General features: G+C 44.0%; 20 protein-coding genes. 17 read left to right on the plus strand and 3 right to left on the minus strand.

Features of this window, described 5'->3' with window-relative positions:
• Positions 1–83 precede the first annotated feature (83 nt).
• The 11 genes from NSS87_RS06010 to NSS87_RS06060 all read left to right on the plus strand — a co-directional run bounded on the left by NSS87_RS06010 (position 84) and on the right by NSS87_RS06060 (position 11,421).
• The gene (locus NSS87_RS06010) at positions 84–671 is read left to right on the plus strand and encodes a sigma-70 family RNA polymerase sigma factor (RefSeq protein ID WP_339245541.1); all 588 of its coding nucleotides are present in this window, start codon (positions 84–86) and stop codon (positions 669–671) included.
• The gene (locus tag NSS87_RS06015) at positions 658–1,416 is read left to right on the plus strand and encodes a DUF3600 domain-containing protein (RefSeq protein WP_339245543.1); all 759 of its coding nucleotides are present in this window, start codon (positions 658–660) and stop codon (positions 1,414–1,416) included. Before NSS87_RS06010 ends, NSS87_RS06015 begins: the two co-directional genes overlap by 14 nt.
• A gap of 256 nt (positions 1,417–1,672) precedes the next feature.
• Positions 1,673–3,073, plus strand: coding sequence for a helix-turn-helix transcriptional regulator (locus tag NSS87_RS06020; protein ID WP_339245547.1), 1,401 nt, complete (start codon positions 1,673–1,675; stop codon positions 3,071–3,073).
• A 122-nt stretch (positions 3,074–3,195) separates the two neighbouring features.
• On the plus strand, positions 3,196–3,369 hold the full coding sequence (locus tag NSS87_RS06025; protein WP_076284026.1) for an aspartyl-phosphate phosphatase Spo0E family protein: 174 nt from the start codon (positions 3,196–3,198) through the stop codon (positions 3,367–3,369).
• A 234-nt stretch (positions 3,370–3,603) separates the two neighbouring features.
• The gene (locus tag NSS87_RS06030; protein ID WP_094872533.1) at positions 3,604–4,689 is read left to right on the plus strand and encodes an outer membrane lipoprotein carrier protein LolA; all 1,086 of its coding nucleotides are present in this window, start codon (positions 3,604–3,606) and stop codon (positions 4,687–4,689) included.
• A 216-nt stretch (positions 4,690–4,905) separates the two neighbouring features.
• Positions 4,906–6,087: an alanine racemase gene (gene alr / locus NSS87_RS06035; protein WP_149645231.1), complete on the plus strand. Its 1,182-nt coding sequence runs from the start codon at positions 4,906–4,908 to the stop codon at positions 6,085–6,087.
• A 214-nt stretch (positions 6,088–6,301) separates the two neighbouring features.
• Positions 6,302–6,583, plus strand: coding sequence for a CopG family ribbon-helix-helix protein (locus NSS87_RS06040; RefSeq protein WP_025698676.1), 282 nt, complete (start codon positions 6,302–6,304; stop codon positions 6,581–6,583).
• Between the two features lie 3 nt (positions 6,584–6,586).
• Positions 6,587–6,937 (plus strand): type II toxin-antitoxin system PemK/MazF family toxin, encoded by a 351-nt coding sequence (locus tag NSS87_RS06045; protein WP_042124727.1) that lies wholly within the window; start codon positions 6,587–6,589, stop codon positions 6,935–6,937.
• Between the two features lie 156 nt (positions 6,938–7,093).
• Positions 7,094–7,702: a TetR/AcrR family transcriptional regulator gene (locus tag NSS87_RS06050; RefSeq protein ID WP_339245557.1), complete on the plus strand. Its 609-nt coding sequence runs from the start codon at positions 7,094–7,096 to the stop codon at positions 7,700–7,702.
• Positions 7,703–7,874: 172 nt separating this feature from the next.
• The gene (locus tag NSS87_RS06055) at positions 7,875–9,074 is read left to right on the plus strand and encodes an MFS transporter (protein WP_076284029.1); all 1,200 of its coding nucleotides are present in this window, start codon (positions 7,875–7,877) and stop codon (positions 9,072–9,074) included.
• A gap of 118 nt (positions 9,075–9,192) precedes the next feature.
• The gene (locus NSS87_RS06060; RefSeq protein WP_339245559.1) at positions 9,193–11,421 is read left to right on the plus strand and encodes a Tex family protein; all 2,229 of its coding nucleotides are present in this window, start codon (positions 9,193–9,195) and stop codon (positions 11,419–11,421) included.
• Positions 11,422–11,513: 92 nt separating this feature from the next.
• Here NSS87_RS06060 and NSS87_RS06065 read toward each other — a convergent pair whose 3' ends face one another.
• Both NSS87_RS06065 and NSS87_RS06070 read right to left on the minus strand, forming a co-directional pair.
• A complete protein-coding gene (locus tag NSS87_RS06065) occupies positions 11,514–12,971 on the minus strand; it encodes a methyl-accepting chemotaxis protein (RefSeq protein WP_042185481.1) in 1,458 nt (485 codons plus the stop codon).
• 200 nt (positions 12,972–13,171) lie between these two features.
• The gene (locus NSS87_RS06070) at positions 13,172–13,933 is read right to left on the minus strand and encodes a DeoR/GlpR family DNA-binding transcription regulator (protein ID WP_076284150.1); all 762 of its coding nucleotides are present in this window, start codon (positions 13,931–13,933) and stop codon (positions 13,172–13,174) included.
• 209 nt (positions 13,934–14,142) lie between these two features.
• On the opposite strand from NSS87_RS06070, the gene NSS87_RS06075 reads away from it, so the two are divergent.
• The 6 genes from NSS87_RS06075 to NSS87_RS06100 are packed head-to-tail and all read left to right on the plus strand — an operon-like array spanning position 14,143 to position 20,836.
• Positions 14,143–14,895, plus strand: a complete 753-nt coding sequence (locus NSS87_RS06075; RefSeq protein WP_042124736.1) for an ABC transporter ATP-binding protein — start codon at positions 14,143–14,145, stop codon at positions 14,893–14,895.
• Positions 14,888–16,507, plus strand: coding sequence for an ABC transporter permease subunit (locus NSS87_RS06080; RefSeq protein WP_339245565.1), 1,620 nt, complete (start codon positions 14,888–14,890; stop codon positions 16,505–16,507). The genes NSS87_RS06075 and NSS87_RS06080 overlap by 8 nt, the downstream gene beginning before the upstream one ends.
• 47 nt (positions 16,508–16,554) lie before the next feature.
• Positions 16,555–17,556: an extracellular solute-binding protein gene (locus NSS87_RS06085; protein ID WP_339245568.1), complete on the plus strand. Its 1,002-nt coding sequence runs from the start codon at positions 16,555–16,557 to the stop codon at positions 17,554–17,556.
• 28 nt (positions 17,557–17,584) lie between these two features.
• The gene (gene phnW / locus NSS87_RS06090) at positions 17,585–18,679 is read left to right on the plus strand and encodes a 2-aminoethylphosphonate--pyruvate transaminase (protein WP_339245570.1); all 1,095 of its coding nucleotides are present in this window, start codon (positions 17,585–17,587) and stop codon (positions 18,677–18,679) included.
• Positions 18,676–19,491: a phosphonoacetaldehyde hydrolase gene (gene phnX, locus NSS87_RS06095; RefSeq protein WP_339245572.1), complete on the plus strand. Its 816-nt coding sequence runs from the start codon at positions 18,676–18,678 to the stop codon at positions 19,489–19,491. Before phnW ends, phnX begins: the two co-directional genes overlap by 4 nt.
• Positions 19,481–20,836, plus strand: coding sequence for an aspartate aminotransferase family protein (locus tag NSS87_RS06100; RefSeq protein WP_339245575.1), 1,356 nt, complete (start codon positions 19,481–19,483; stop codon positions 20,834–20,836). Before phnX ends, NSS87_RS06100 begins: the two co-directional genes overlap by 11 nt.
• Before the next feature lie 281 nt (positions 20,837–21,117).
• Here NSS87_RS06100 and NSS87_RS06105 read toward each other — a convergent pair whose 3' ends face one another.
• The gene (locus NSS87_RS06105) at positions 21,118–22,173 is read right to left on the minus strand and encodes a UvrB/UvrC motif-containing protein (RefSeq protein ID WP_339245577.1); all 1,056 of its coding nucleotides are present in this window, start codon (positions 22,171–22,173) and stop codon (positions 21,118–21,120) included.
• Positions 22,174–22,248: the final 75 nt, after the last annotated feature.

The raw sequence follows: 22,248 nt of genomic DNA on the forward strand, positions 1-22,248 counted from the left end.
GGTTAAATTCGTTAAAATAAATCGAACGATATCTCTTTGATTTACCAATATATAGTGTAAGACCGAAGGAGGGATTGAGAGGGATGAAACATCCAAATGAATATTCTAAGCTTATTGCGCTTACGCTAGCCGGCAGTCGTGAAGCGTATGGTGAGCTATATGAAGCAACGATCCGGGATGTGTATCAGACCGTTCATTTCCTCGTTCGCGAAACCTCCGATGTGGATGATATCGTTCAGGAGATTTACATTCAGGTGCACCGTTCTCTTGAACAATTTGACGTAAACCGCCCCTTTAAGCCTTGGCTGATGGGAGTGGTCATGCGGCAAATTCATGCCTATCGAAGAAAGAGATGGACGCATCTCCGAATGGTAAAAAAAGTAGAACAAACAGATCTAATGCTGGAGCATGATTTCACGAGTGATGTTGTGGACAGGTTATCTAACCGCCGCCTGCTAGCAAGTGTAGATCGTCTTCCATTTAAGCTGAAGCAGGTGATTATTCTGCATTATTTAAACGAATATTCACAGGAAGAAAGTGCTGCGATACTGGGTATTCCGCTCGGAACCGTGAAATCCCGTATTCACGCTGCACTGCAGAAGCTTCGTCAGAAGCCAGACAATCATACTCTTTTTAAGGGAAAGGTGGAGGACCTGCATGAATTTCAATGAAGAGTTACGGACAGTTCTGCAGGAAGAGGCGAGAAATATAAGTGCCCCACCGGAACTGAAGGAGCAAATATTAAATAGGGCCGTAGCCAAACAAGGGGGAAGACGTATGAAGAAATGGCTCGTGGCAAGTATTATGGCGGCTGCACTATTAATTCCTACTGGAGCTTATGCCGGATATCATTATTTGGCAGACAATATGTATGGATCCCCAGCAACTGCTGCTACGATAGGAGTAACCCAGCAACAATATGACAGGCTTGAGGCCAAACTGCAAAACGCGAAGCAAAGCTTTGACGAAGAGGAATTCACAAAGCTGATGTCCTTACTAGAGGATTTGGGAGCTTATAATCTGCAAATGGCCGATGCTGAAGGCGTCTTTCACCTAGAACAGTTAGGTGCGAAGGACCAGAAGGCATATAAAGAGTTACAGGCTAAGCTTGAACCATATTTCAAACAAATAAATGAAGCGAAAACATCAAAGAAATCAGTGCAATCCGTAGATCGTGATGCTTTCTGGAATGGATTGCTTGAAAAAGCTGAACAAAGGCTTACTAAAAAAGAGTTTGAGGAGATCGAACGATTAATCATAGACTTACAAAGCTATGATGCTAAGGTATTTGATGCAGATGGCAGTGTTCATATGGATCGGCTTTCGAAAGAAGAGATACAAAACCAAGAGAAGTTAATTGAAACGATAGACCCTTATATTAAAAAGCTGGATATGATAATTAAACCTAGCTCTTAGTTGAATTTAAATGCATGTATTGAATAACTATTGATAGCAATATCATAAGAAAAACCATCAGAAAAGGTCTATTACACCTTGTATTCTGGTGGTTTTTATCTTTTACTAATTTAAAGTCTATACATTGATCACCGAATAATTGCATAATGAAAAGGAATAGAAAAAAAGTATTTGACCACTGGAATAATTAGACATATATTTATTAAAATGCTATTTGCTTATCTATGAATTATGTTGGCGGAAGGTGGCTTTGATCATGAAGCAGATGACCATTCGTGCAGAACTGGCAGACTATCTCAAGAAGCAGGGGATAACGATCAATCAGTTCGCAGAGGTGTCTAAGGTGAATTCAGGCACGATCAGTAATATCATCAATGGGAATCGCCCAATAGCCATGCAACAATTAGACCGGATTACAGAAGGTATGGGATTAGAAGAAGGCTGCTACTATGATTTGTATGTGGATGAGTGTTTTGTTCACTCCAATCCGAATTGGAGACGTCTTCGGCCATTTCTATATCGCTGTGCAGAGCTGGATAAGCTGGAATGTATTGCACGGGTAGTTGGGATCATGATGGATAGCTTATCTTATACGCCTTCGTTATTTGATACTGCAGAAGATTTTTTTACGCTAGGGAAGCACAAAGCAGCAGCGATGTTATATGAGAGTGTGGCTGAGAGTGAGAAGTATCAACATTCAGAGCGGCTGGCCCTTTGCCAATACAGGCTATTCACGATCGCTTTGGGTGAAGATCGGGATGCTAATTTGCGAGCAGCTGTGCAATTTGAAGGATTTGTTAACCGGCTTGATGAGGTGGACCAGCTTGATGCGCTGAAAGATTTGGCGAATACATATAGTGCTTTACGACATTGGGACAAGGTAATGGCAATGGCTAAGGAAATGGGGAATAAAGCAACAATTCAATATCATGCTAAATACGACCGTGCCAGAAAAAGCAGGCTTCAAAAGGAACCTGAAATCCCACTATTCTCATATATTCAATACTCTTACATGCTACGTTCAGTAGTTTATAGAGAGCTAGGAGATTATGATAGGGCTTTACATTATGTTAACATGTATATGGATATGAACTGGATTCGGGAAGACACGGAAGAAGCTTTGCAGCTTATGAATCAATGTATGGAGTGGGCACGGGCTAATATTAACTTGCTGCGAATTTTAAAAGGGGATATAACGGTGCTGCCGGAATATGTGGCATACCTTGAACAAAGGGAGGAAGAGATCCTCTCAGGTCTGTTCAAAATCCTTCAAGCAGCTAATTATTACCAATTTAACGTGGATGATATTCTTCTGCAGTTTGAGGGGAAAATATCAGATTGTAGAGATCATCATCAGCTAGAGATTAGATCCTATAATCAACAAATCTTCGAAGATAGATATACCAACTTGATGGCTGAGATAGCGTTTTATTATATAAGAAGAAATAAATATGAGATTAGTATAAAGTATATAATGGAAAGTTTAGAATATTCAGTAAAAATCAATAGCGAATCATGTATTATAAAATGTGTTGGAATGTTCGAAGAGCTACGTCATACGGTATCTTTAGAAACGCAAAAAGAATACAGAAACCTAATTAGTAAGGTGCAGCGAATCAACGAAAAGAAAAATGGCTTTGTTGTTAGCAGTGCATAGTAACGTAATTATTACCTTCATTCTAGTATTTATTAGAATCATTTCTTTATAGTACTGCACTTATTTGTAAATTATAGAATTTGACATATACCTCTAGTATATTAATTTGAGGAGGTAGTGTAATGAATAATCCAGAAATTATCCAAAAGAGAATAGAGGGTGCTAGAGCCAAACTTTATTTAATGGAAAGGGAATACGGTGGATTGTTACATCCAAATGTGATCAGACAGTCGATGAGGTTGGATGAATTAATCAATCAGTACAATAAAGCAATACATAGTGATAATGAGAGTTGAAACAAGAAACTGATCGTATAATTTTCTCTCTATTCAAAAGATAAGACCTACATAATGTTATTACATTTCTGTATAAAACATAAAGCCAGCGCTATGCGTGGGCTTTTTTTGTTTGTATGTTCCTGAAAAATAAATCTAACTCCCAGCTTGTCATGCCCGTCTGCATATTGCGGCCAAGTCCCTCATAGACATGTACTAATCAATGCATTCAAAACAGGTTAAGGGGATGATGTCATGCGCCGGACAATATGGGTACTCGCGATCATTATGAGCGTGGCCCTGGTGATGACGGGGTGCGGGAAGAAGGATGCCGCTTCCGTGGTCAAGGATTTGAACAATGTGGCCGACAAGTTGGAGAGTAAGCAGGGAACGTACCAAGCTTCAGGCATTATGACCCTATTCACCGGCGAGCAGCCGCAGGAGTATAAGGTAGAGGTATGGTACAAGAACCCTTCTTATTACCGGATCAGCTTGGCGAATGTACAGAAGGATATTACGCAGATCGTGCTTCGTAATGATGAGGGAGTGTTCGTACTTACACCAAGTATGAATAAGAGCTTCCGCTTCCAGAGTGATTGGCCGGACAATCAAGGCCAGGTTTATTTGTATCAGACACTAGTTCGGGGCATCGTCTCAGATAACAATCGTCAATTTGTGGAAGATGGAGATAACTATGTGTTTGAGGTAGCTGCGAATTATCAGAGCAATGCCCTTGTGCGGCAGAAGATTTGGCTGGATAAAAAGACTTATGAGCCTAAACAGGTTCAAGTCTCTGATTCTGAAGCCAAGGTAGTTGTAGACGTGAAGTTTGACACCTTTAAATTCGATACAGATTTCACTAAGGATTCCTTTGATATGCAAAAGAATATGACTACAGGTGCTGCTTCAGAAAGTACAGTAGCTCAGGTTGACGAAAATGGAAATCCGGTTGTAGTTCCTGAGGGTCAGGAGCAAGAGGGGCAACCTGTCGCTGCTGAGCTGGGTGACTTTGGTATTATCGAACCGGGGTACGTTCCGGCAGGTGTCGAGTTGAAGGACTCCCATAAAATGGAGGGGAACAAGGATCATGCTGTTCTCATCCGGTATGATGGGGTTTATCAATACACCATTATGGAAGCCCGTCCATTGGACCGTGCAGTAGCATTGGCTCCTGGAACGCTGATAGATCTTGGTTTTACCGCAGGACTTCTGAGTGGTGATGAGCAGCAGACTTTGACTTGGATGTCTGAGGGTATAGAATATCGAATTACAAGTGCTAATCTTCCTGTTAACGAAATGATGCAAATTGCCGCTTCTATGGAGGCACAATCGGGTAAATAATATAAAGTAGGCGGATACTGCGTTTTGTGGGATTCTTTCCTCTACAACGTAGTATCCGCCTTTCTATATTTGCCAGCGCTCCAGCCGCTTTGAACTGAAGCGAAAAGATAACTGAGCTCACATTGACAGCCACCTTCCGTAGCATTACCATGAGTACTAAGACAATGATCATTACAGCTATGACGTTTTACTACAACGTAAGAAGGTGACTTTGAAGTGCAAGCAAGCTATCGACCGACAGTAGCCGAAATTAATCTGGATGAATTGCGTGCCAATTACGAAGCCTTTCGCCGCTACTTGCCGGCAGAGACAAAGTTTATGGGATGCGTCAAAGGAAATGCGTACGGCCATGGAGCAGTGGAAGTGACACGGGAACTGGAAAGACTCGGAGCAGATTATGTTAGTGTGGCTTTTTTGGATGAAGCATTGGAGCTGCGTCAGGCGGGAATACTGATTCCTATACTGGTGCTTGGCTACACTTCTCCAGAAGGAATAGCCGTTGCCTGGGAGAACCATGTAACTGTAACACTGTTCACACCGGAAGTATTAGAGGCTGTTAGACAGCTTCCTGTAGATCCGGAACATCGGCTGAAGGTGCATATCAAGATTGATAGCGGGATGGGGCGACTGGGTCTTTTACCAGATGACGCACCCGCATTTATCTCTGAAGTGCAGTCTGTTGCGCAGGCGGAGCTGGAGGGTATGTTTACCCATTTTGCCAAGGCAGACGAACTAGACAAAAGCTATACACTGGAACAGCATCGACGGTTCATGAGCGTGGCGGAAACGCTGCGGGAGCAGAACATTCAGATCCCGATCATACATACGGGCAATAGCGCTACGGCCATTGATTCACCTTATTTATCCAGCAACATGGTGCGGGTAGGCATCAGCTTGTACGGATTTTATCCCTCAACTGAGGTAAACCGTCAGCTGGTAGAACTACATCCGGTAATGACGCTGAAGACGCAGGTTGTATATGTGAAGAGCCTGCCTTCTCATTGGGGCGTCAGCTACGGCACTCGGTACTTCACAGACAGCGAGGAGATTATCGCAACGTTACCTGTGGGGTACGCAGACGGATATTCCCGCATGCTAACTGGCAAAGCGGAGGTGTTAATACGTGGACGCCGCGTTCCTGTCGTCGGAACAATCTGCATGGATCAGTGTATGGTATCACTCAAATCTTTCGCTGAAGAAGCGGAACAAATTAAAGCAGGCGAAGAAGTTGTACTCATCGGCCGTCAAGCTGACGTGATGGTCACGGCAGACGAGTTGGCTCTCCATCTTGGAACGATTCACTACGAGGTAATTTGCATGCTGGCTCATCGGGTGCCGCGCGTTTATATCCGTGAAGGCACACTTCCTAAATTAGTAAATGCTCTGTTACAATCTTAAAGTTCTTGACAGTGATGTTATTCAAGGGAGAAAATAGAAGGAATTGTATCGTTTTAGGAGATATGACTAAAAGCCTATACGAACCGCCATTTCTAGTTTATAATGGGATGCAGCATACTTGATATACTGGCGGCATATATTCCTTGTATAAAATTCCTTGTATATTGCAACACTGGAACACAAGGGCAGAAGGTTTGTGGGGGTGGAAGAGAAGGTGGCCAATTTGCAGAACACCAAAAGAATCATGATCAGCTTGCCCGATCATCTCTTGCAGGAAGTGGACGGAATTGTTCAATTGGAGAATTCCAACCGGAGTGAATTGATTAGGCAGGCCATGAAGCTGTATTTGAGCGAACGGAGGAAACGTTCTATCCGGGAGTCCATGCAGCGCGGCTACATGGAAATGGCTAAGATCAACTTGACCATGGCATGCGAGGCGTTCCTCGCGGAGGAAGATGCAGACAGCACTCTTGGCCGCTTAGTAAGCGGGGTGTAGACATTGATCGTTAAACGTGGCGATGTTTTTTTTGCTGATCTTTCGCCGGTTGTAGGTTCTGAGCAAGGCGGAGTAAGGCCAGTACTGGTAATCCAGAATGATATTGGCAATCGCTTTAGCCCGACGGTAATTGTGGCCGCAATCACGGCCCAAATCCAGAAGGCTAAATTACCTACGCATGTGGAAATTGACGCAGCAGCTCATGGCTTTGACAGAGACTCTGTTATACTGCTGGAGCAGGTTAGGACGATTGACAAACAACGCTTAACTGACAAGATCACCCACCTTGATGATGAGACTATGAAGAAGGTGGATGATTCGCTGCAAATCAGCCTCGGACTGATTGATTTTTAATCACCCAGGGTTATAGATAATCCATGAGATAGGCGCTCGGGTACGAATCCGGGCGTCTTTTGATGTGCATTTTTACGAACTCATGGTAAAAAAGGATTAGGGGTTCACTTTTACAAAATGATCTGATAGTATTAGACCGTACGGTCGGTTTAGGAGGTGCTTAGAATCAGAGGACGTTCAGACGGAGAAGAAACAAAGAAACGAATTGTACTTAAAGCCACACAGCTGTTTGTTCAGAAGGGGTATGCAGCTGTAACCATGAATGAAGTTTGCGTAGCCTCGAATGTTAGTAAGGGCAGCTTATATCATCATTTTCCGAGCAAGGATGAACTTTTTCTATATGTGGTAGAAGAGGATACCGCGCAGTGGTTACAGGCGTGGGAAGATAAGAAGAATGAAATTGTTGGTGTTCAGGAGCGTTTATATGCTTTAGCCGAGCACTATGCAAATGATTTTCAGAATCCGTTGATTCAGGCGCTTGAGGAATTCTCAAGAAGCAGAGTTCATCCGGAGGATATCACTAAGCGGCTTGCTCATTTATATGAGGCTGCCTCGCATGCGTGTCGTGATCTTCTGAAGGAAGGCATGGACACGGGGTATTTTATTAAGGGTGATTTAGAGGATTATGTGATTATTGTAAATGGTATGCTCGAAGGGATCGGAAGAGCTGCTGAATGTTCTATTCCTGAAAAGACTCCGGATGATATCAAAAAATATTACCGGGAATCAGTACGACTGTTATTACAAGGGATATATACGGGATAAGATATAATGGGGCTTGAAAGAAGCTTTACATTCAGGAATCAAGAAGGCTGAAGCTTCTTAAAGGCACCGGATTAGAAGGACTATTTTTTTTGCTATAATTTAGACCGGATGGTCGGTCTCTAAAAGGAAATTATTCGAAGACTTGGCTTTAAAAACTACGGAGGTTAACACAATGTCATTACTACTTAGAAACAGGGGCGCTATGCTACTTGTTATGCTTAATATTTTTCTTGCTTTTACAGGGATCGGACTTGTAGTCCCTATCATGCCTACTTACATGAACGAACTTGGGATCACAGGAAGTACCGTTGGGCTGTTAGTGGCTTCATTCTCCCTTGCCCAATTATTAGTATCGCCATTCGCGGGCAGGTTATCCGACAGAATTGGCCGAAAAAAAGTGATTGTTGCGGGTCTGATCGTGTTTGCTTTTTCAGAGCTGCTCTTTGGTCTGGCGAATGTGTCCTGGCTCTTGTTCGTTTCAAGACTGCTCGGTGGTGTAGGCGCTGCGTTAATTATGCCAGCAGTTATGGCTTATGTAGCGGACACGACCTCTTTTGAAGAGAGAGCGAAAGGCATGGGGCTTATTAATGCAGCCATTACTACCGGATTTATTATCGGTCCAGGGATTGGCGGTTATCTTGCTGAGCTTGGCATGCGGGTACCCTTTTTCTGTGCGGCTGGTGCGGCTGGGATCGCAGCTCTAATTACAGTTTTGATCTTGCCTGAGTCTCTGTCTGTAGAGAAACGGATGGAAGCGAAGCTATCTAAAAATAATCAGGAGAGCTTCTTCACGCAATTGATGCGTTCTTATCGTGAACCTTACTTTTTCGGGTTAATTATTGTATTTGTTATGGCTTTTGGATTGGCTAACTATGAAACGGTGTTCGGATTGTTCGTGGACCATAAATTTGGCTTTACCCCTAAAGATATTGCTTTTGTAATTACCTTTGGCTCGATCGCCGGTGCTGTGGTGCAGGTATCCGCGTTTGGCTGGATTCTGAATAAATTCGGCGAGAATAAGGTAATCTCCACTTGCCTTATAACTGCTGCAATGTTTATTCTGTTGACGCTGTTTGTAAGTGGCTTCTGGGCGATTTGTGCGATTACCTTTGTCGTATTCTTGGCTATGGATATTCTTCGACCAGCGGTAGGCACCCAGTTATCCAAAATGGCGGGGGAAACGCAGCAAGGCTTCGTAGCAGGAATGAACTCTGCTTATACGAGTCTTGGAAATATCGCAGGGCCTATCGTTGCAGGGTATCTTTTTGATCTAAGTATTAACTTTCCATATGTGGCAGCGGCGTTTGTTCTAGCATTATGTTTTATGTTGTCACTTAGTTCTGGAAAAAGGGGAATGGGACAACGCGCGTAAACCACCCAATCTACCTCCTCTCTAGGCTGGACTTTGGAACAGAGCCGATCTGTGATACTATTTTAGTTATGAGAACAAGAATTGTATAAGCAGATTGTGTACGGGAAGAGGGATACTAATGACGGTAGATAACAGCAAAACGGGAGTCATTACGGAAGAGGCGGCCGCACAGCGGGAGCAGGAATTGATTACTGTAGCGATTGCCAAGGAATTGAACATTAGCCTGAAGCAGGTGCGTACAACGGTTGGACTGCTGGATGAGGGGAATACGATTCCGTTCATCGCCAGATACCGGAAAGAAATGACGGGTGAGCTGGACGAGAATGCGCTGCGTGATATTGAAGAGCGCCTGGCTTATCTTCGCAATTTGGGCGAACGTAAGAAAGACGTTATCCGCAATATTGAAGAGCAGGGCAAGCTGACCAAGGAGCTTCATGAACAAATTACCAATGCGGTCAAGCTGCAGGAAGTGGAGGATTTGTATCGTCCTTTCCGTCAGAAGCGTAAGACTCGTGCTAGTGTCGCGAAGGAAAAAGGCTTAGAGCCGCTTGCGAACTGGATTATGGAGCAGCAGAGACATGGGGATCCACAAACCGAGGCTGTGAAATATATAGATGCTGAAAAAGGAGTGGAGACCGCAGATCAAGCGCTTCAAGGCGCACTGGATATCATCGCCGAGAACATTGCAGATGATCCTGCGATCCGCTCTTGGGTTCGGCAATATACGGCAAGTCAGGGGATCCTTGTGTCTGAAGCTAAGGATGCAGAGCAGGAATCCGTATACGAGAACTACTATAGCTATCGTGAGCCTGTACACAAAATGCCGCCTCACCGTATACTCGCTATTAACCGCGGTGAACGTGAGAATATATTAAAGGTAGGCATTGAGGTTATCACTGACAAAATTCATGCTTACATTGCGCGGAAAATCATTAAAGGCCCATCCCCAGTGAAGGAACTGCTGGAGGCAGTGACTGAGGATGCCTACAAGCGTCTGATAGCTCCTTCTGTGGAGCGTGAGGTTCGTGGGGAGATGACCGAGCGGGGCGAGAATCAAGCGATCTCAATCTTCTCTGGTAATCTACGCAGCTTGCTGCTGCAGCCGCCGGTTAAGGGACGCTGTGTGCTGGGTGTTGACCCTGCCTACCGTACCGGCTGTAAGCTGGCCGTCGTAGACGATACTGGTAAGCTGCTTGAAGTAGCTGTGACCTATCCAACACCACCGAACAACAAGAAGGTTGAAGCTGCTGCTAAGTTTAAAGAACTAATCGCTAAATATGGCATACAGCTTATTGTTATCGGAAATGGTACAGGCTCTCGTGAGACCGAGCAATTTACTGCAGAAGTGATTGCTGAAATTGGTAATCCAGAGCTGGCCTACCTGATCGTTAATGAAGCAGGAGCGAGTGTCTATTCTGCTTCTAAGCTAGCGCAGGAGGAGTTCCCGGATCTGGATGTCGCAGAGCGCAGCGCGGCTTCTATCGCCCGCCGTGTGCAGGACCCGCTGGCGGAGCTGGTGAAGATCGATCCGAAAGCTATCGGTGTGGGACAGTATCAGCATGACGTCTCCCAGAAGCATCTGGAGGAGAGTCTTAAGGCCGTCGTGGAATCGGCGGTTAACCATGTGGGTGTTGATGTGAATACGGCATCTCCAGCCTTGCTCTCTTACGTAGCTGGCGTTAATGGAACGATTGCTAAGAATATCGTTAAATTCCGTGAAGAGAACGGTAAGTTCACGACTCGGAAGCAGCTGCAAAAGGTGCCTCGTCTGGGTGCGAAGTCCTATGAGCAATGTATCGGCTTCCTGCGGATTCCTGGAGGGGATAACACCTTGGACCGCACGCCTATTCACCCGGAGTCATATCCGGTGGTGGATCGGTTGTTCCGTGAGCTGAGCCTAGATGTAAACAAGCTGGGCAGCAAAGAAGTGGCTTCACAGCTGGAGGCACAAAATGCCGAGGAGCTGGCTGTGAAGCTGGATGTCGGCGTGCCAACGCTTCGCGACATCCTGGAGAGCTTGCAGCGTCCGGGCCGCGATCCGCGCGAGGAGCTGCCGTTGCCGATCTTCCGCACCGACGTGCTGAAGATCGAGGATCTGGTTCCCGGCATGGAAATGCAGGGAACCGTCCGCAACGTGATCGATTTCGGCGCATTCGTCGATATCGGGATCAAGAACGATGGGCTGGTGCATATATCCCAGCTCAGCGGCAGCTTTGTGAAGCACCCGATGGATGTTGTCTCCGTAGGAGATAATGTCACCGTCTGGGTGATGGGTGTTGACCTGAAGAAGGGCCGGGTCAGCCTGACCATGCGTCCGCCGCGTGTTGAGGCAGGAAGTCTTAGCTAAAGTGAACTAAGTGAACAAAGAAAGCCATCTACTTCGTGAGGAGTAGATGGCTTTTTCTTTTGACTGAATGGTATTGAAACAAACAGCTGTATCTATGAAGATCTCGTTAAATTGTCTAACTTAATAGCTAACTCATTTAGATTGCTGATGCTAATCACCGTTTCAGAAACATGTTGTTGCTGGACCTCAGCGCTAGCGAGGACTTGTTCAATAGCTGCGGTATTCTCTTCGGTAATTGCAGCCACTGAATTAACTTCGCCGAGTACAAGGGTGGATGCATGCCGGATATGATCGCTCCTATCCTTCAGGTCTTCTGCTTGTTCAAGCACCTGGTGTGTATTATTTCGAATGCCCTCGAATAATCGAGCGATATCATCAGTGGAATTTTTTCCTGATTCTACAACTAGCAACCCGTTAGAAACCATATCGCCAACCTGGGCAATATTATTTTGAATGCTTCTGAGAATCCGGGCAATGTCCGCCGATGCATTGTGGGAGCTCTGTGCCAATTTTCGGATTTCATTGGATACGACTGCGAAACCTTTGCCGTGTTCCCCCGCATGAGCGGCTTCAATGGAAGCATTTAGCGACAAAAGATTCGTCTGCTCAGCAATTCCTACGATGCTGGAAACAATCGATTCAATCTTCTGATTTTCTTCATTCATTTGTGTCATCAAGCCAGCAGTACTCGTTACGATATCCGTAACTTCAGACATAGTTCCAGTTAAGCGAATGATTTCATCTTGCCCCTCTTGCGTAATTTGATCCGTTTCACGGCTTCTATTGCTCATGGAGACGGAGGCAGCATTTGCCTGCATAGCTGATTCGTTTAACTGCTGCATAGCATTTGAGATTTCGCTAACACTTTGTGCTTGTGATTCTACTCCACTAGCTATCTCTTGGAAGGCGGTTACGACTTCTTTGGAAATTCGATCTGTTGTCAGTACGTTGTTATGCATTAGGTTACTAGATTGACTCAGAACTCCTACGGATTCAGTAACACCTGTAAGGATGGTCTCCATTTCCGCTCTGGCACGTTCAGCTTCGTTTCTGCTCTTAGACATATTTTTGAACATTTTCGCACCAATCTGACTCTGATAGATCAGAACCAGTATCATCATGATGAGAAAAACGTTAACACTTAAGGCGTCAACGGATTCGAAAGCGGGTTTGGTCATCAGAAAATAGTTGAGTAAGATACAAGCTATCACACCATTAAGGAGCAATGGGCGATAGTTGTGATAGAGGGATACGATGCCTAGACCCCAGTATAGAATTAACGTACTAATGATATTTGCCCCTGCATCGATGTAGAAGTATGTAATGATATTAAAGCCAATAGCTGTTATGTACATAATATAGGGTGTAGCCACACGTTTCCAAATTAGTACCGTACACAATAATCCAAGGGGTACCGCTGCTGATATAATCGCCATGATTGTTTGTGGAAATCTGTAAAGCGAAATTGAACCGAACAACAAACAGCCCCAAAACAAGTAAATAATTAATTTGTTTCTCTGGTGTAATTCGGACATCTGATTCAAGGGCATATTCACACTCCATAATGTAATAGTACTTCTGATTTTTTAGTTTAAGAGATTCCTGAAATGCTGTCTATGATGTTAAGGTAAGTGTCTGCGATCCTTAAAAAAACACTAAAAAAACCTCCCTTAGGTAAAATGGAAGTACCACCACCATTTCAAATCCAAGGAGAGGCCTTTTTGTGTTTTTAGATGGATGAAGAAAGTCTTTATTCCGCAACAATCAAGCTCGTGCGTTTGGTTTTAAACTTCTGGAGGAAGCTTCGATCTATATTACGGTCGGTAATAATGTATCCAATTTTATCGAGTGAGGCGATGCCGATGGTCACATCTTTCCCGAATTTAGTATGGTCAGCGGCAACATAAACTTCTTTGGAGAGATCGATAATTTTTTTGCGCGTTTGCGCTTCCTCCAGGTTATAGTCGGAGATGCCTTTTTCAAGGGTAATGCCGCTTGCGCAAATAAAAGCCTTAAGGATATTTAATTCACTGAAATTAAATAGATAATCATATGCAATGACAGACTGCTCATTTAGTCGGACCTTTCCGCCAATGATAATAAGCTCAACCGCACTGTTCATCAGCTCGTTTACCACAGGAATGGAGTTCGTAATGACCGTGAGATTCTTTTTATTCTTGATATATTTGGCGATCTGATAGGTGGTAGAGCCGCTGTCCAGATAGATGCAATCCCCATCGTTGATATATTCGCTGCACTTTTGGGCGATCATTTTCTTTTCCTCTAAGTGACCGACCATCCGCGCATCCATTGGAGATTCAGCAAACTCCGATTCCACCAGTTTAATTCCACCATAAATCTTCTTGATCTTCCCTTGCTTGTCCAGCAGGTTGATATCTCTGCGAAGGGTATCGATAGAAATATTAAGCTCTTCTGCTAGCTCCGGCAGCTTCTGAACCTTTTTGAACATTAAGATTTCTATGATTTTCTTTTGTCTTTCCAGTGGAAACATGTAATCACCCATTCAAAGTTTATATCGCTTTCGATAGTTGAAGTATAAAGGGATTAATATAGGGTAGCAACTACTCCTTTCTAAGTTAGTCATGATATACTTATAATATACTCACAACTTATTTATAATTTACATAAATTTTACGTAACTGTTTATCCTCAAAAACAAAACCTTTTTATACTGAGGTTGTACTTGAGGAGGTGGAACCTTTGCTTAAATTACAAAACATAAGCAAGCATTACGATAACAAGGTTGTTCTAGAGGATATTAGTCTAGACATCCAAGCAGGGGAAATTGTCTCCTTACTCGGCCCCAGCGGGAGTGGCAAAACCACTTTGCTAAACATCATCTTGGGATTGGCTAAGATGGAGCAGGGGCAAATCATTTTTAATGATCAAGATTTAAGCAATGTACCCATGAAGAAACGCGGATTTAATATAGTGTTCCAGGATTATGCGCTCTTCCCCAACCTTAATGCTTACGAAAATATCGTTTATGGTCTGAAAAATAAAAAGGGATTAACGTCGGAGCATGAGGTTCAGGAGTATATCGAGTTTCTGGAATTAAAGCCGCATTTAACGAAGAAGATCGGCGCTCTATCGGGTGGGCAGAAGCAAAGGGTGGCTTTGGCAAGAACGCTCGTAATGAAGCCCAAATTATTACTGCTTGATGAACCTCTAAGCGCACTGGATGGAATCATCAAGGAATCTATTAAAGCTCGGATTAAATCCATCGCCAGAGAATACAAGCTTACGACGATTATCGTCACCCATGACCCGGAAGAGGCGTTAACCCTGTCGGATAAAATTCTCATCATTAATCAAGGTCATATTGCCCAATTTGGAACACCTCAAGAGATCATTCAACAACCTAGCAATGATTTTGTAAAAGAATTTATTTTAGGGCAACTGCAAGTGAAACGGGAAAATATCTATAACCTGTTCGGTGAACATTATGCCTAAAGCTAAACCGGAAATGCGGATCATTTTTATCCCAATCGTATTGTTATTTATCGTGTTTCTGATCTTACCACTGGCAGTTTTATTTATCCGCTCATTTGAAACGGGCCAAGGTTATTCGGTATCCAATTATCTCACCATTTTGAAAGATCAAGAGATTCGAGAGTCCATCGGAAATAGTATGAAGGTCTCCGGTGTTACGGCACTCATCACGACGGTTCTAGCTTTTATCCTAGCCTATTCTATCCACTGTACAAGAATCTATCGCCCGTTAAAAAGCATCATTAGAACTGGAATTCTGATTCCTATGCTGCTGCCTACGATTACTTACGGGTTTGCGATAATGTACTCTTTTGGCAACCAGGGATTGATTACTAAAATCTTCGGACGGAATTTATTCGAGATTTATGGATTTAATGGGCTGTTGATAGGCTACGTAATTTATACCTTACCTTCTGCTTTCCTGCTGATTCATAATTCGTTCAAGTACATTGATAAAAAGTTCATCGTCGTATCCAAGCTTATGGGGGATGGGACGCTGCGAAGCTTCATGAACACGATCGTTCGGCCTTTGTGGGGCACTTTGGGAGGGGCGTTTGTTCTTTCTTTTATCCTAAGCTTCACGGATTTTGGGATCCCTGCATCGGTGGGGGGGACGTATAACGTGGTTGCTACTCAGCTGTATCAGGTCATGCTTGGGGCTATACCGGATTTCAACAATGGGGCAGTTATTGCTGTACTGATGTTAATACCGGCGGCGTTCGGGGTTGTACTGTTAACGTATCTTGAAAAATTCAATTTCCATTATGACAAGGTGACTGAAATCGAGATGATCCCGAATAAAGGCAGAGATTCGGTTCTTGGACTAATCTCATCCGTGATTCTAATCGGGCTACTTGCTGTATTTGCAGTCATGTTCGTTGCACCACTGATGAAAGGCTATCCTTATGATCTTACGTTTACATTCAAGCATTTTGTGGATGTTTTTCAATCAAGCGATTTAATCAATGTATATAAAAATTCCTTGCTCGTAGCAGGACTGACGGCAATCGTAGGTACGATCGTGGCTTATGCTGCGGCTATCATCAATGTGCGAACGCCTATAAAAGGGAAAGCGACTTTTGACATCCTATCGATGGTGACGAACACGGTACCGGGTATGGTCCTTGGTCTGTCGTATCTACTTCTGTTCAATAACAGCAGTCTCAAAGGAACCTTTACGATTCTTGTGCTCTGCACCCTTGTTCATTACTTTACGACTCCTTATTTGATGGCAAAGAACTCTCTGGCGAAAATGAATCCATCGTGGGAAACCACTGCTGAATTATTAGGTGACAGCTGGCTGCAGACGATCCGCCGGGTCATTCTACCGAACTCTGCATCCACGGTGATCGAGATGGTCAGCTACTATTTTATCAATGCGATGGTGACCATTAGCGGAATTATCTTTCTAGTGACTGCCCAAACCTCGGTAGTTGCCAGCAAAATAAAAGAGCTGCAGCATTTCGCCAAATTTAATGAGGTGTTTGTCCTATCCATCCTGATCTTTTGCACCAACCTTATCATTAAGCTCCTAGGTGACTATCTCCAGAAACGGCAATCAAACTCTCGTTAGTTAACGATTTTAAATATAAAAAAACCAGTTAAAGTGAGGGAGAAATTATGTCTAAGAGGATTAAGGGATTCAAAGGAATTATGTTGTCTATCGTGGCTTTGAGTTTGGTGTTTACATTAGCAGGTTGTGGAAATAAAGCAGCGGGTGATGCGAGTAAAGTAGTGATTTTGACCAATGCGGATGAAGAAGCTGTAGCCTCTATGGAGACTGCGCTAAAAGGTGCGGGGTACGAAGGGCAATATCTCTTTCAATCCTTGGGCACTTCTGAGCTGGGTGGAAAGCTGATGGCAGAGGGAGACAAAATTGAGGCTAACCTGATCACGATGAGCTCTTATTTTGTAGAAAGTGCGCAAGAGAAACATGGCATGTTTAAAGATCTATCGTTTACGACTAACGCGCTAGATTCCTATCCAGCGTACTATACGCCGATTTTGGCGAATACCGGTGCTATTTTTGTAAACACAGCGGTGCTTAAAGATAAGGGCTTGGCGATGCCAACGTCCATTAAGGATTTAACAAAACCAGAATTTAAAGGCTTGGTATCTGTTCCGAACATTATGGACTCTTCGACAGGCTGGTTGTTGGTTCAGGCGATTATTTCGCAATACGGGGAAGAAGAAGGTAAAACGGTTCTGCATGATTTAGTTGCTAATGTAGGCCCACATCTGGAAAGCTCCGGCTCCGGTCCGATTAAAAAGGTAAAAGCAGGAGAAGTGGCTGCAGGCTTTGGACTTCGTCATCAGGCAGTATTAGCTAAAGAAGAAGGCGCACCGATTGACTATGTAGATCCAACAGAAGGTAACTTCTCGCTTACAGAATCCGTAGCCGTGGTGAAAAAAGACGATGCAACGACAGAGCTGGCTATGAAAATGGCAGAAACCATTATTAAAGATGCTAGAAAAGACTTAATTACAAATTACCCAGTGGCTCTGTATAAAGATGAAACGGTTAGTGATATCCATAAGCCTGCACACAGTATGAAATTTGTTAAGCCGTTGACTGTGGAACTGCTGGAGCAACATCAACAATTCTTTAAAGAAGCGAAATAAATAAGATTAGAACAAGGAGTGAAGGGCCATGAACAACTATAAATTGCTGACACCCGGTCCATTGACAACTACTAACACGGTCAAAGAGCAAATGCTCTTTGACCGTTGTACTTGGGACCAGGACTATAAGAACATTACACAACAAATCAGATCCAGACTTCTGGATTTGGCAAGGGCAACGAACGATGAATATACGACAGTTCTCATGCAGGGTAGTGGTACGTTTGCAGTGGAATCTGTGCTGACTACGGCGATTTCAGCGGATGATAAGCTTTTGATTATTACAAACGGTGCCTACGGAGAACGTATTGTGCAAATGGCGCAATATATCGGACTCCATTATCGTGTGTATAGTGCCCTATATAATGAATTCCCCCAAGAGGCAGAGCTTAGAGGGATTCTTAAAGAGGATCCAGCCATTACGCACATTGCGATGGTGCATTGCGAGACGACGACAGGGATTCTTAACCCGCTGGAGATGATCTCACAACTGGCAAAAGCCTATGATAAAACATTAATTATCGACGCGATGAGCAGCTTCGGTGGAATAGAGATTGATGTACCTGGGCTTGAAATTGACTATTTAATCAGCAGCGCCAATAAATGTATTCAGGGTGTTCCGGGATTTGGGTTTGTCATTGCAAAGCTGGATAAGCTGCTCACATGTAAAGGGAATGCACGTAGTCTATCACTTGATCTATACGATCAATGGAAGGCGATGGACGCGGATGGGAAATGGCGCTATACGTCTCCGACCCATGTAGTGGCTGCATTTTCGAAAGCGATTGAAGAACTGATCGAAGAAGGCGGCATTCCTGCAAGGGCAGCAAGATACCAGAATAATAACCGCATACTGAGAGAAAGACTTGCGAGAATAGGAATAGAGGCGTATATCACAAACGATAAGCAGTCTCCTATTATAACCACCTTTCTTTTTCCGAACGAGACATTCAGCTTTGAAGATTTCTATGAATATGTGAAAGAAAAAGGCTACGTCCTCTACCCAGGCAAATTAACGGAGCACGACACCTTCCGGATTGGGAATATTGGTGAGATTTACGAAGAAGATATTCAGAACTTATGTAATATTATCGAAGCATACATGGGAGGAATGACACAATGAATCAAGTCGAAGGCGTAATTCTGGACTGGGCAGGAACAGCGGTAGATTTTGGCTGCTTTGCACCGGTGAATGTTTTCCTTGATATTTTTCGGGAGGCTGGGATTGAAGTTACGATGCAGGAAGCTAGAGCCCCTATGGGGATGCTGAAAATAGATCATATCCGTGCGATGTTATCCATGCCAAGAGTAGGTGCCTTGTGGGAAGAAAAGTATGGCAGAGCTTTTACTGAACAGGATGTAGAGAACCTGTATGCTGAATTCGAACCGGCCCTGATGGCATCCTTATCCGAATATACTGATCCGATTCCGCAGGTTATTGAGACCGTCCAAGTGCTCAGAAGCCAAGGACTAAAGATTGGTTCAACGACTGGATATACAGAGTCCATGATGGATGTTGTAATTCCGAATGCCGCTGGGAAGGGCTATCAACCGGATTATATAATCACGCCAGATGGAACGCATTCACTGGGAAGACCTTACCCGTATATGATTTATCATAATATGGAAGCTTTAAAGTTATCGGCAGCATGGAAGGTTGTTAAGGTAGGTGATACGATTTCAGACATTCAAGAAGGTGTTAATGCAGGCGTCTGGTCCGTAGGTGTAATCATTGGAAGCTCTGAAATGGGCTTAAGCCAGGAGGAATTTAATGCACTTTCAGACGTGGAGAAGGAAACGGTGATCTCAGCGACACAAACCTCTTTTATTCAAAACGGGGCAGACTTTACGATTCAATCGATGAGTGAGCTGCCTCAGCTGATTGGGCGAATCAATGTACTGATTTCTCAAGGAATCAGACCTTATGCGAGATAATCATGAGCTGAAAAGAGAAGGTGACATCAACTTTAGCCCCTTGCGGACAGAGTGGATGACCCAGTTAAGCGCTGTGAGTATAGATAGGATCGAAGCGGACGAGCGTGCATATATGCGACAATCCATGTCAACGCCGTGCTTGAACAGTATCGTAGATGCTGAGGGATGTTATATCACAGATGTGAATGGACGCAAATATCTTGATTTTCATGGAAATAGCATTCATCAGATTGGCTATAAGAATCCTTACGTAACTGAAGCTGTGAAAAAACAGCTCGACGAGCTACCGTTCATTCCAAGAAGATTTACGGCAGATATTGCAGTGAAAGCTGCAGAAGCTTTAATCAACAAAACGGCCTCAAAGGACTATAAAGTATTATTTACGCCTTCCGGAAGTGCAGCTGTAGGTCTGGCCCTTAAGATTGCTCGCAAATGGACGGGGAAGCATAAGGTCATCTCCATGTGGGAGTCCTTCCATGGCGCGGGGCTGGACACAATCGCTGTCGGAGGAGAATACGTGTTTAAAAAGGACATGGGCCCGCAAATGCCAGGAATGCTGAAAGCCATTCCTTTTAACGCATACCGCAACCTGCTGGGAAGTCATTCCCATGAAGCAGTGGCTACCTTCTGCCTCGACTATCTGGAATATATGATTCAGCATGAGGGGGAGATCGGGGCGATCTTACTTGAGCCTATTCGGGCGACGGATACGCATATCCCGCCTATCTCTTATTTCACAAGATTAAGAAAAATATGTGATGAATATGGGATTCTGCTGATTTTTGATGAGATTCCAACAGCGCTGATGCGAAGCGGTAGGTTCTACGTCCATCAGAATTTCGATATCGAACCGGATATCCTCGTGCTCGGAAAAGGGTTAGGCGGAGGGGTGATCCCGCAAGCAGCGGTGCTTACCAGAACGCAATATGATTGTGCGGGGGATATTTCTTTGGGGCACTATACCCATGAGAAACCGGCGTTAGGAAGTGCAGCGATCTGTGCCACCATCGATTATATCGATGACTTAAATCTGCAGGAACAATGTATCAGCAGGTCTGAATTTGTAAGAGGGAAGCTTGAGACTCTGTCGGCTAAACATCTTTGCATAGGAGATGTCCGTATTGCTGGACTACTGATTTCTATTGAACTTGTGAAGTCCAGAGAGACTAGAGAGAAGAATGAGGAATTAGCTGAGCAAGTACTGTATTATTGCTTGGAGAAGGGTCTTTCTTTTAAATTGGCTGGAGGAAACTGCATCACCTGGCATCCTCCGCTTATTGTATCTGAAGAGAAATTAACTTTTGCTGTTAATCTTCTGGATGAAGGATTGTGTAAATATAGTTGAGAGATAGGCAAGCTTCAAAACAGGTTTCTTCCGCTCCGTACATGGGGGGAGAAACCTGTTTTGTCGTTTAAGGAATGAAGACCTGCTCTTTTTGGGTAAGTTTAGAGTAACAGTTGAGCCAATAGATGAGATGAAGGGGACGGAGGAGGGTTTTGGAACTGGAGGAGCGTTAGTGTCCGTCTTTGTCTTCAGATTTCTACCACATATACTGGTTTGAAATCAAGAAATCTGAAGACAAGAGCGGGCGGAAGTCCAAACATTCACCGCAGTTACAAGGTAGATTAATTATACGAATGGGCTGGAGCAGCATTTAAAAAGATACGCAACAGCTTGTCCACCGCAGTGTCTAGACGAGAATGATTGTTAGCTGCAAGCCAATCCTCTTGCATGATGATGTAGCTGCACGAGCTGCTTTTTAAATAGCTGTATATAATTTGTGCTTCGTCAATTTCATGGCGAGTAATTGCTGCCGGGGCCTGGTTAAGTTCACCGCAGAAAGTGTCCATAATCGCTGATGTTATAACGGATTGCAGGTAGGTAATATCGGGTTGATCGTATTCGAGCTTAGTATGCGCCAGGATACGATTGCCTTTGAGCAATATGAGTTTAAGCGTTTGTTCATCCATGGCCTCAAGGATCGCGATATTCTGATTCTCTGCAGCGAATTCGATAACCTTCTCTTTGTGATTCAGGAAGCTGATGGCTCCGATGTAATCCCTATATTTGGCGGCGGTTTCGAAGTCAAATTGCTCTGCAGCTTCAGTCATCTGTTGCTCCATCTCCACAAGGAGACTGGAATCCGTTCCGTTTAGTAGGGCTATGACTTTATCAATGATTGTATTATATTGAACGGCAGCATCGCCGCCAGCACACATCCCTATGCATAAGCCAAGCGAATGGTTTAGGCATAAAGAATTTTTGAAGCTTGGATTGCTGCAAAGGATTTTTGAGCTTTCCTTGATGCCTTGCACGGCTCTTTCCACGGTACTTCTGCTCGTGTAGGGGCCCCAAATATGGTTACCTTTTTGAACAGCAGGATCATAGGTAATCTCTAACGAAGGCATTTTATCATCCGTTCCTATTACGATATACGTATAGGCTTGCGGATTTTTCATTTTTCTATTGTACATGGGCTTTATTTCTTTAATTAATTTGCACTCCAGCATAAAAGCTTCAAATTCGGTATCTGTAAGGATAATATCCAAATCTTTAATATGTCGAACGAGCTGTTTTACCTTTGGGGAATGAGACTTCGAGTTTTGAAAATAGGATTTCACTCTCCGTTTCAGCTGTTTCGCCTTACCCACATATATAATATGGCCGAGGCCATCCTTCATGAGATACACGCCGGGAGTCAGGGGAAGGCTCTTTAGTTTCTCTGATAAATCGATAGTAACCCCGCCCTCTCATAA

This window comes from Paenibacillus sp. FSL F4-0243, assembly GCF_037963295.1.
Classification (GTDB): Bacteria; Bacillota; Bacilli; order Paenibacillales; family Paenibacillaceae; genus Paenibacillus_AQ.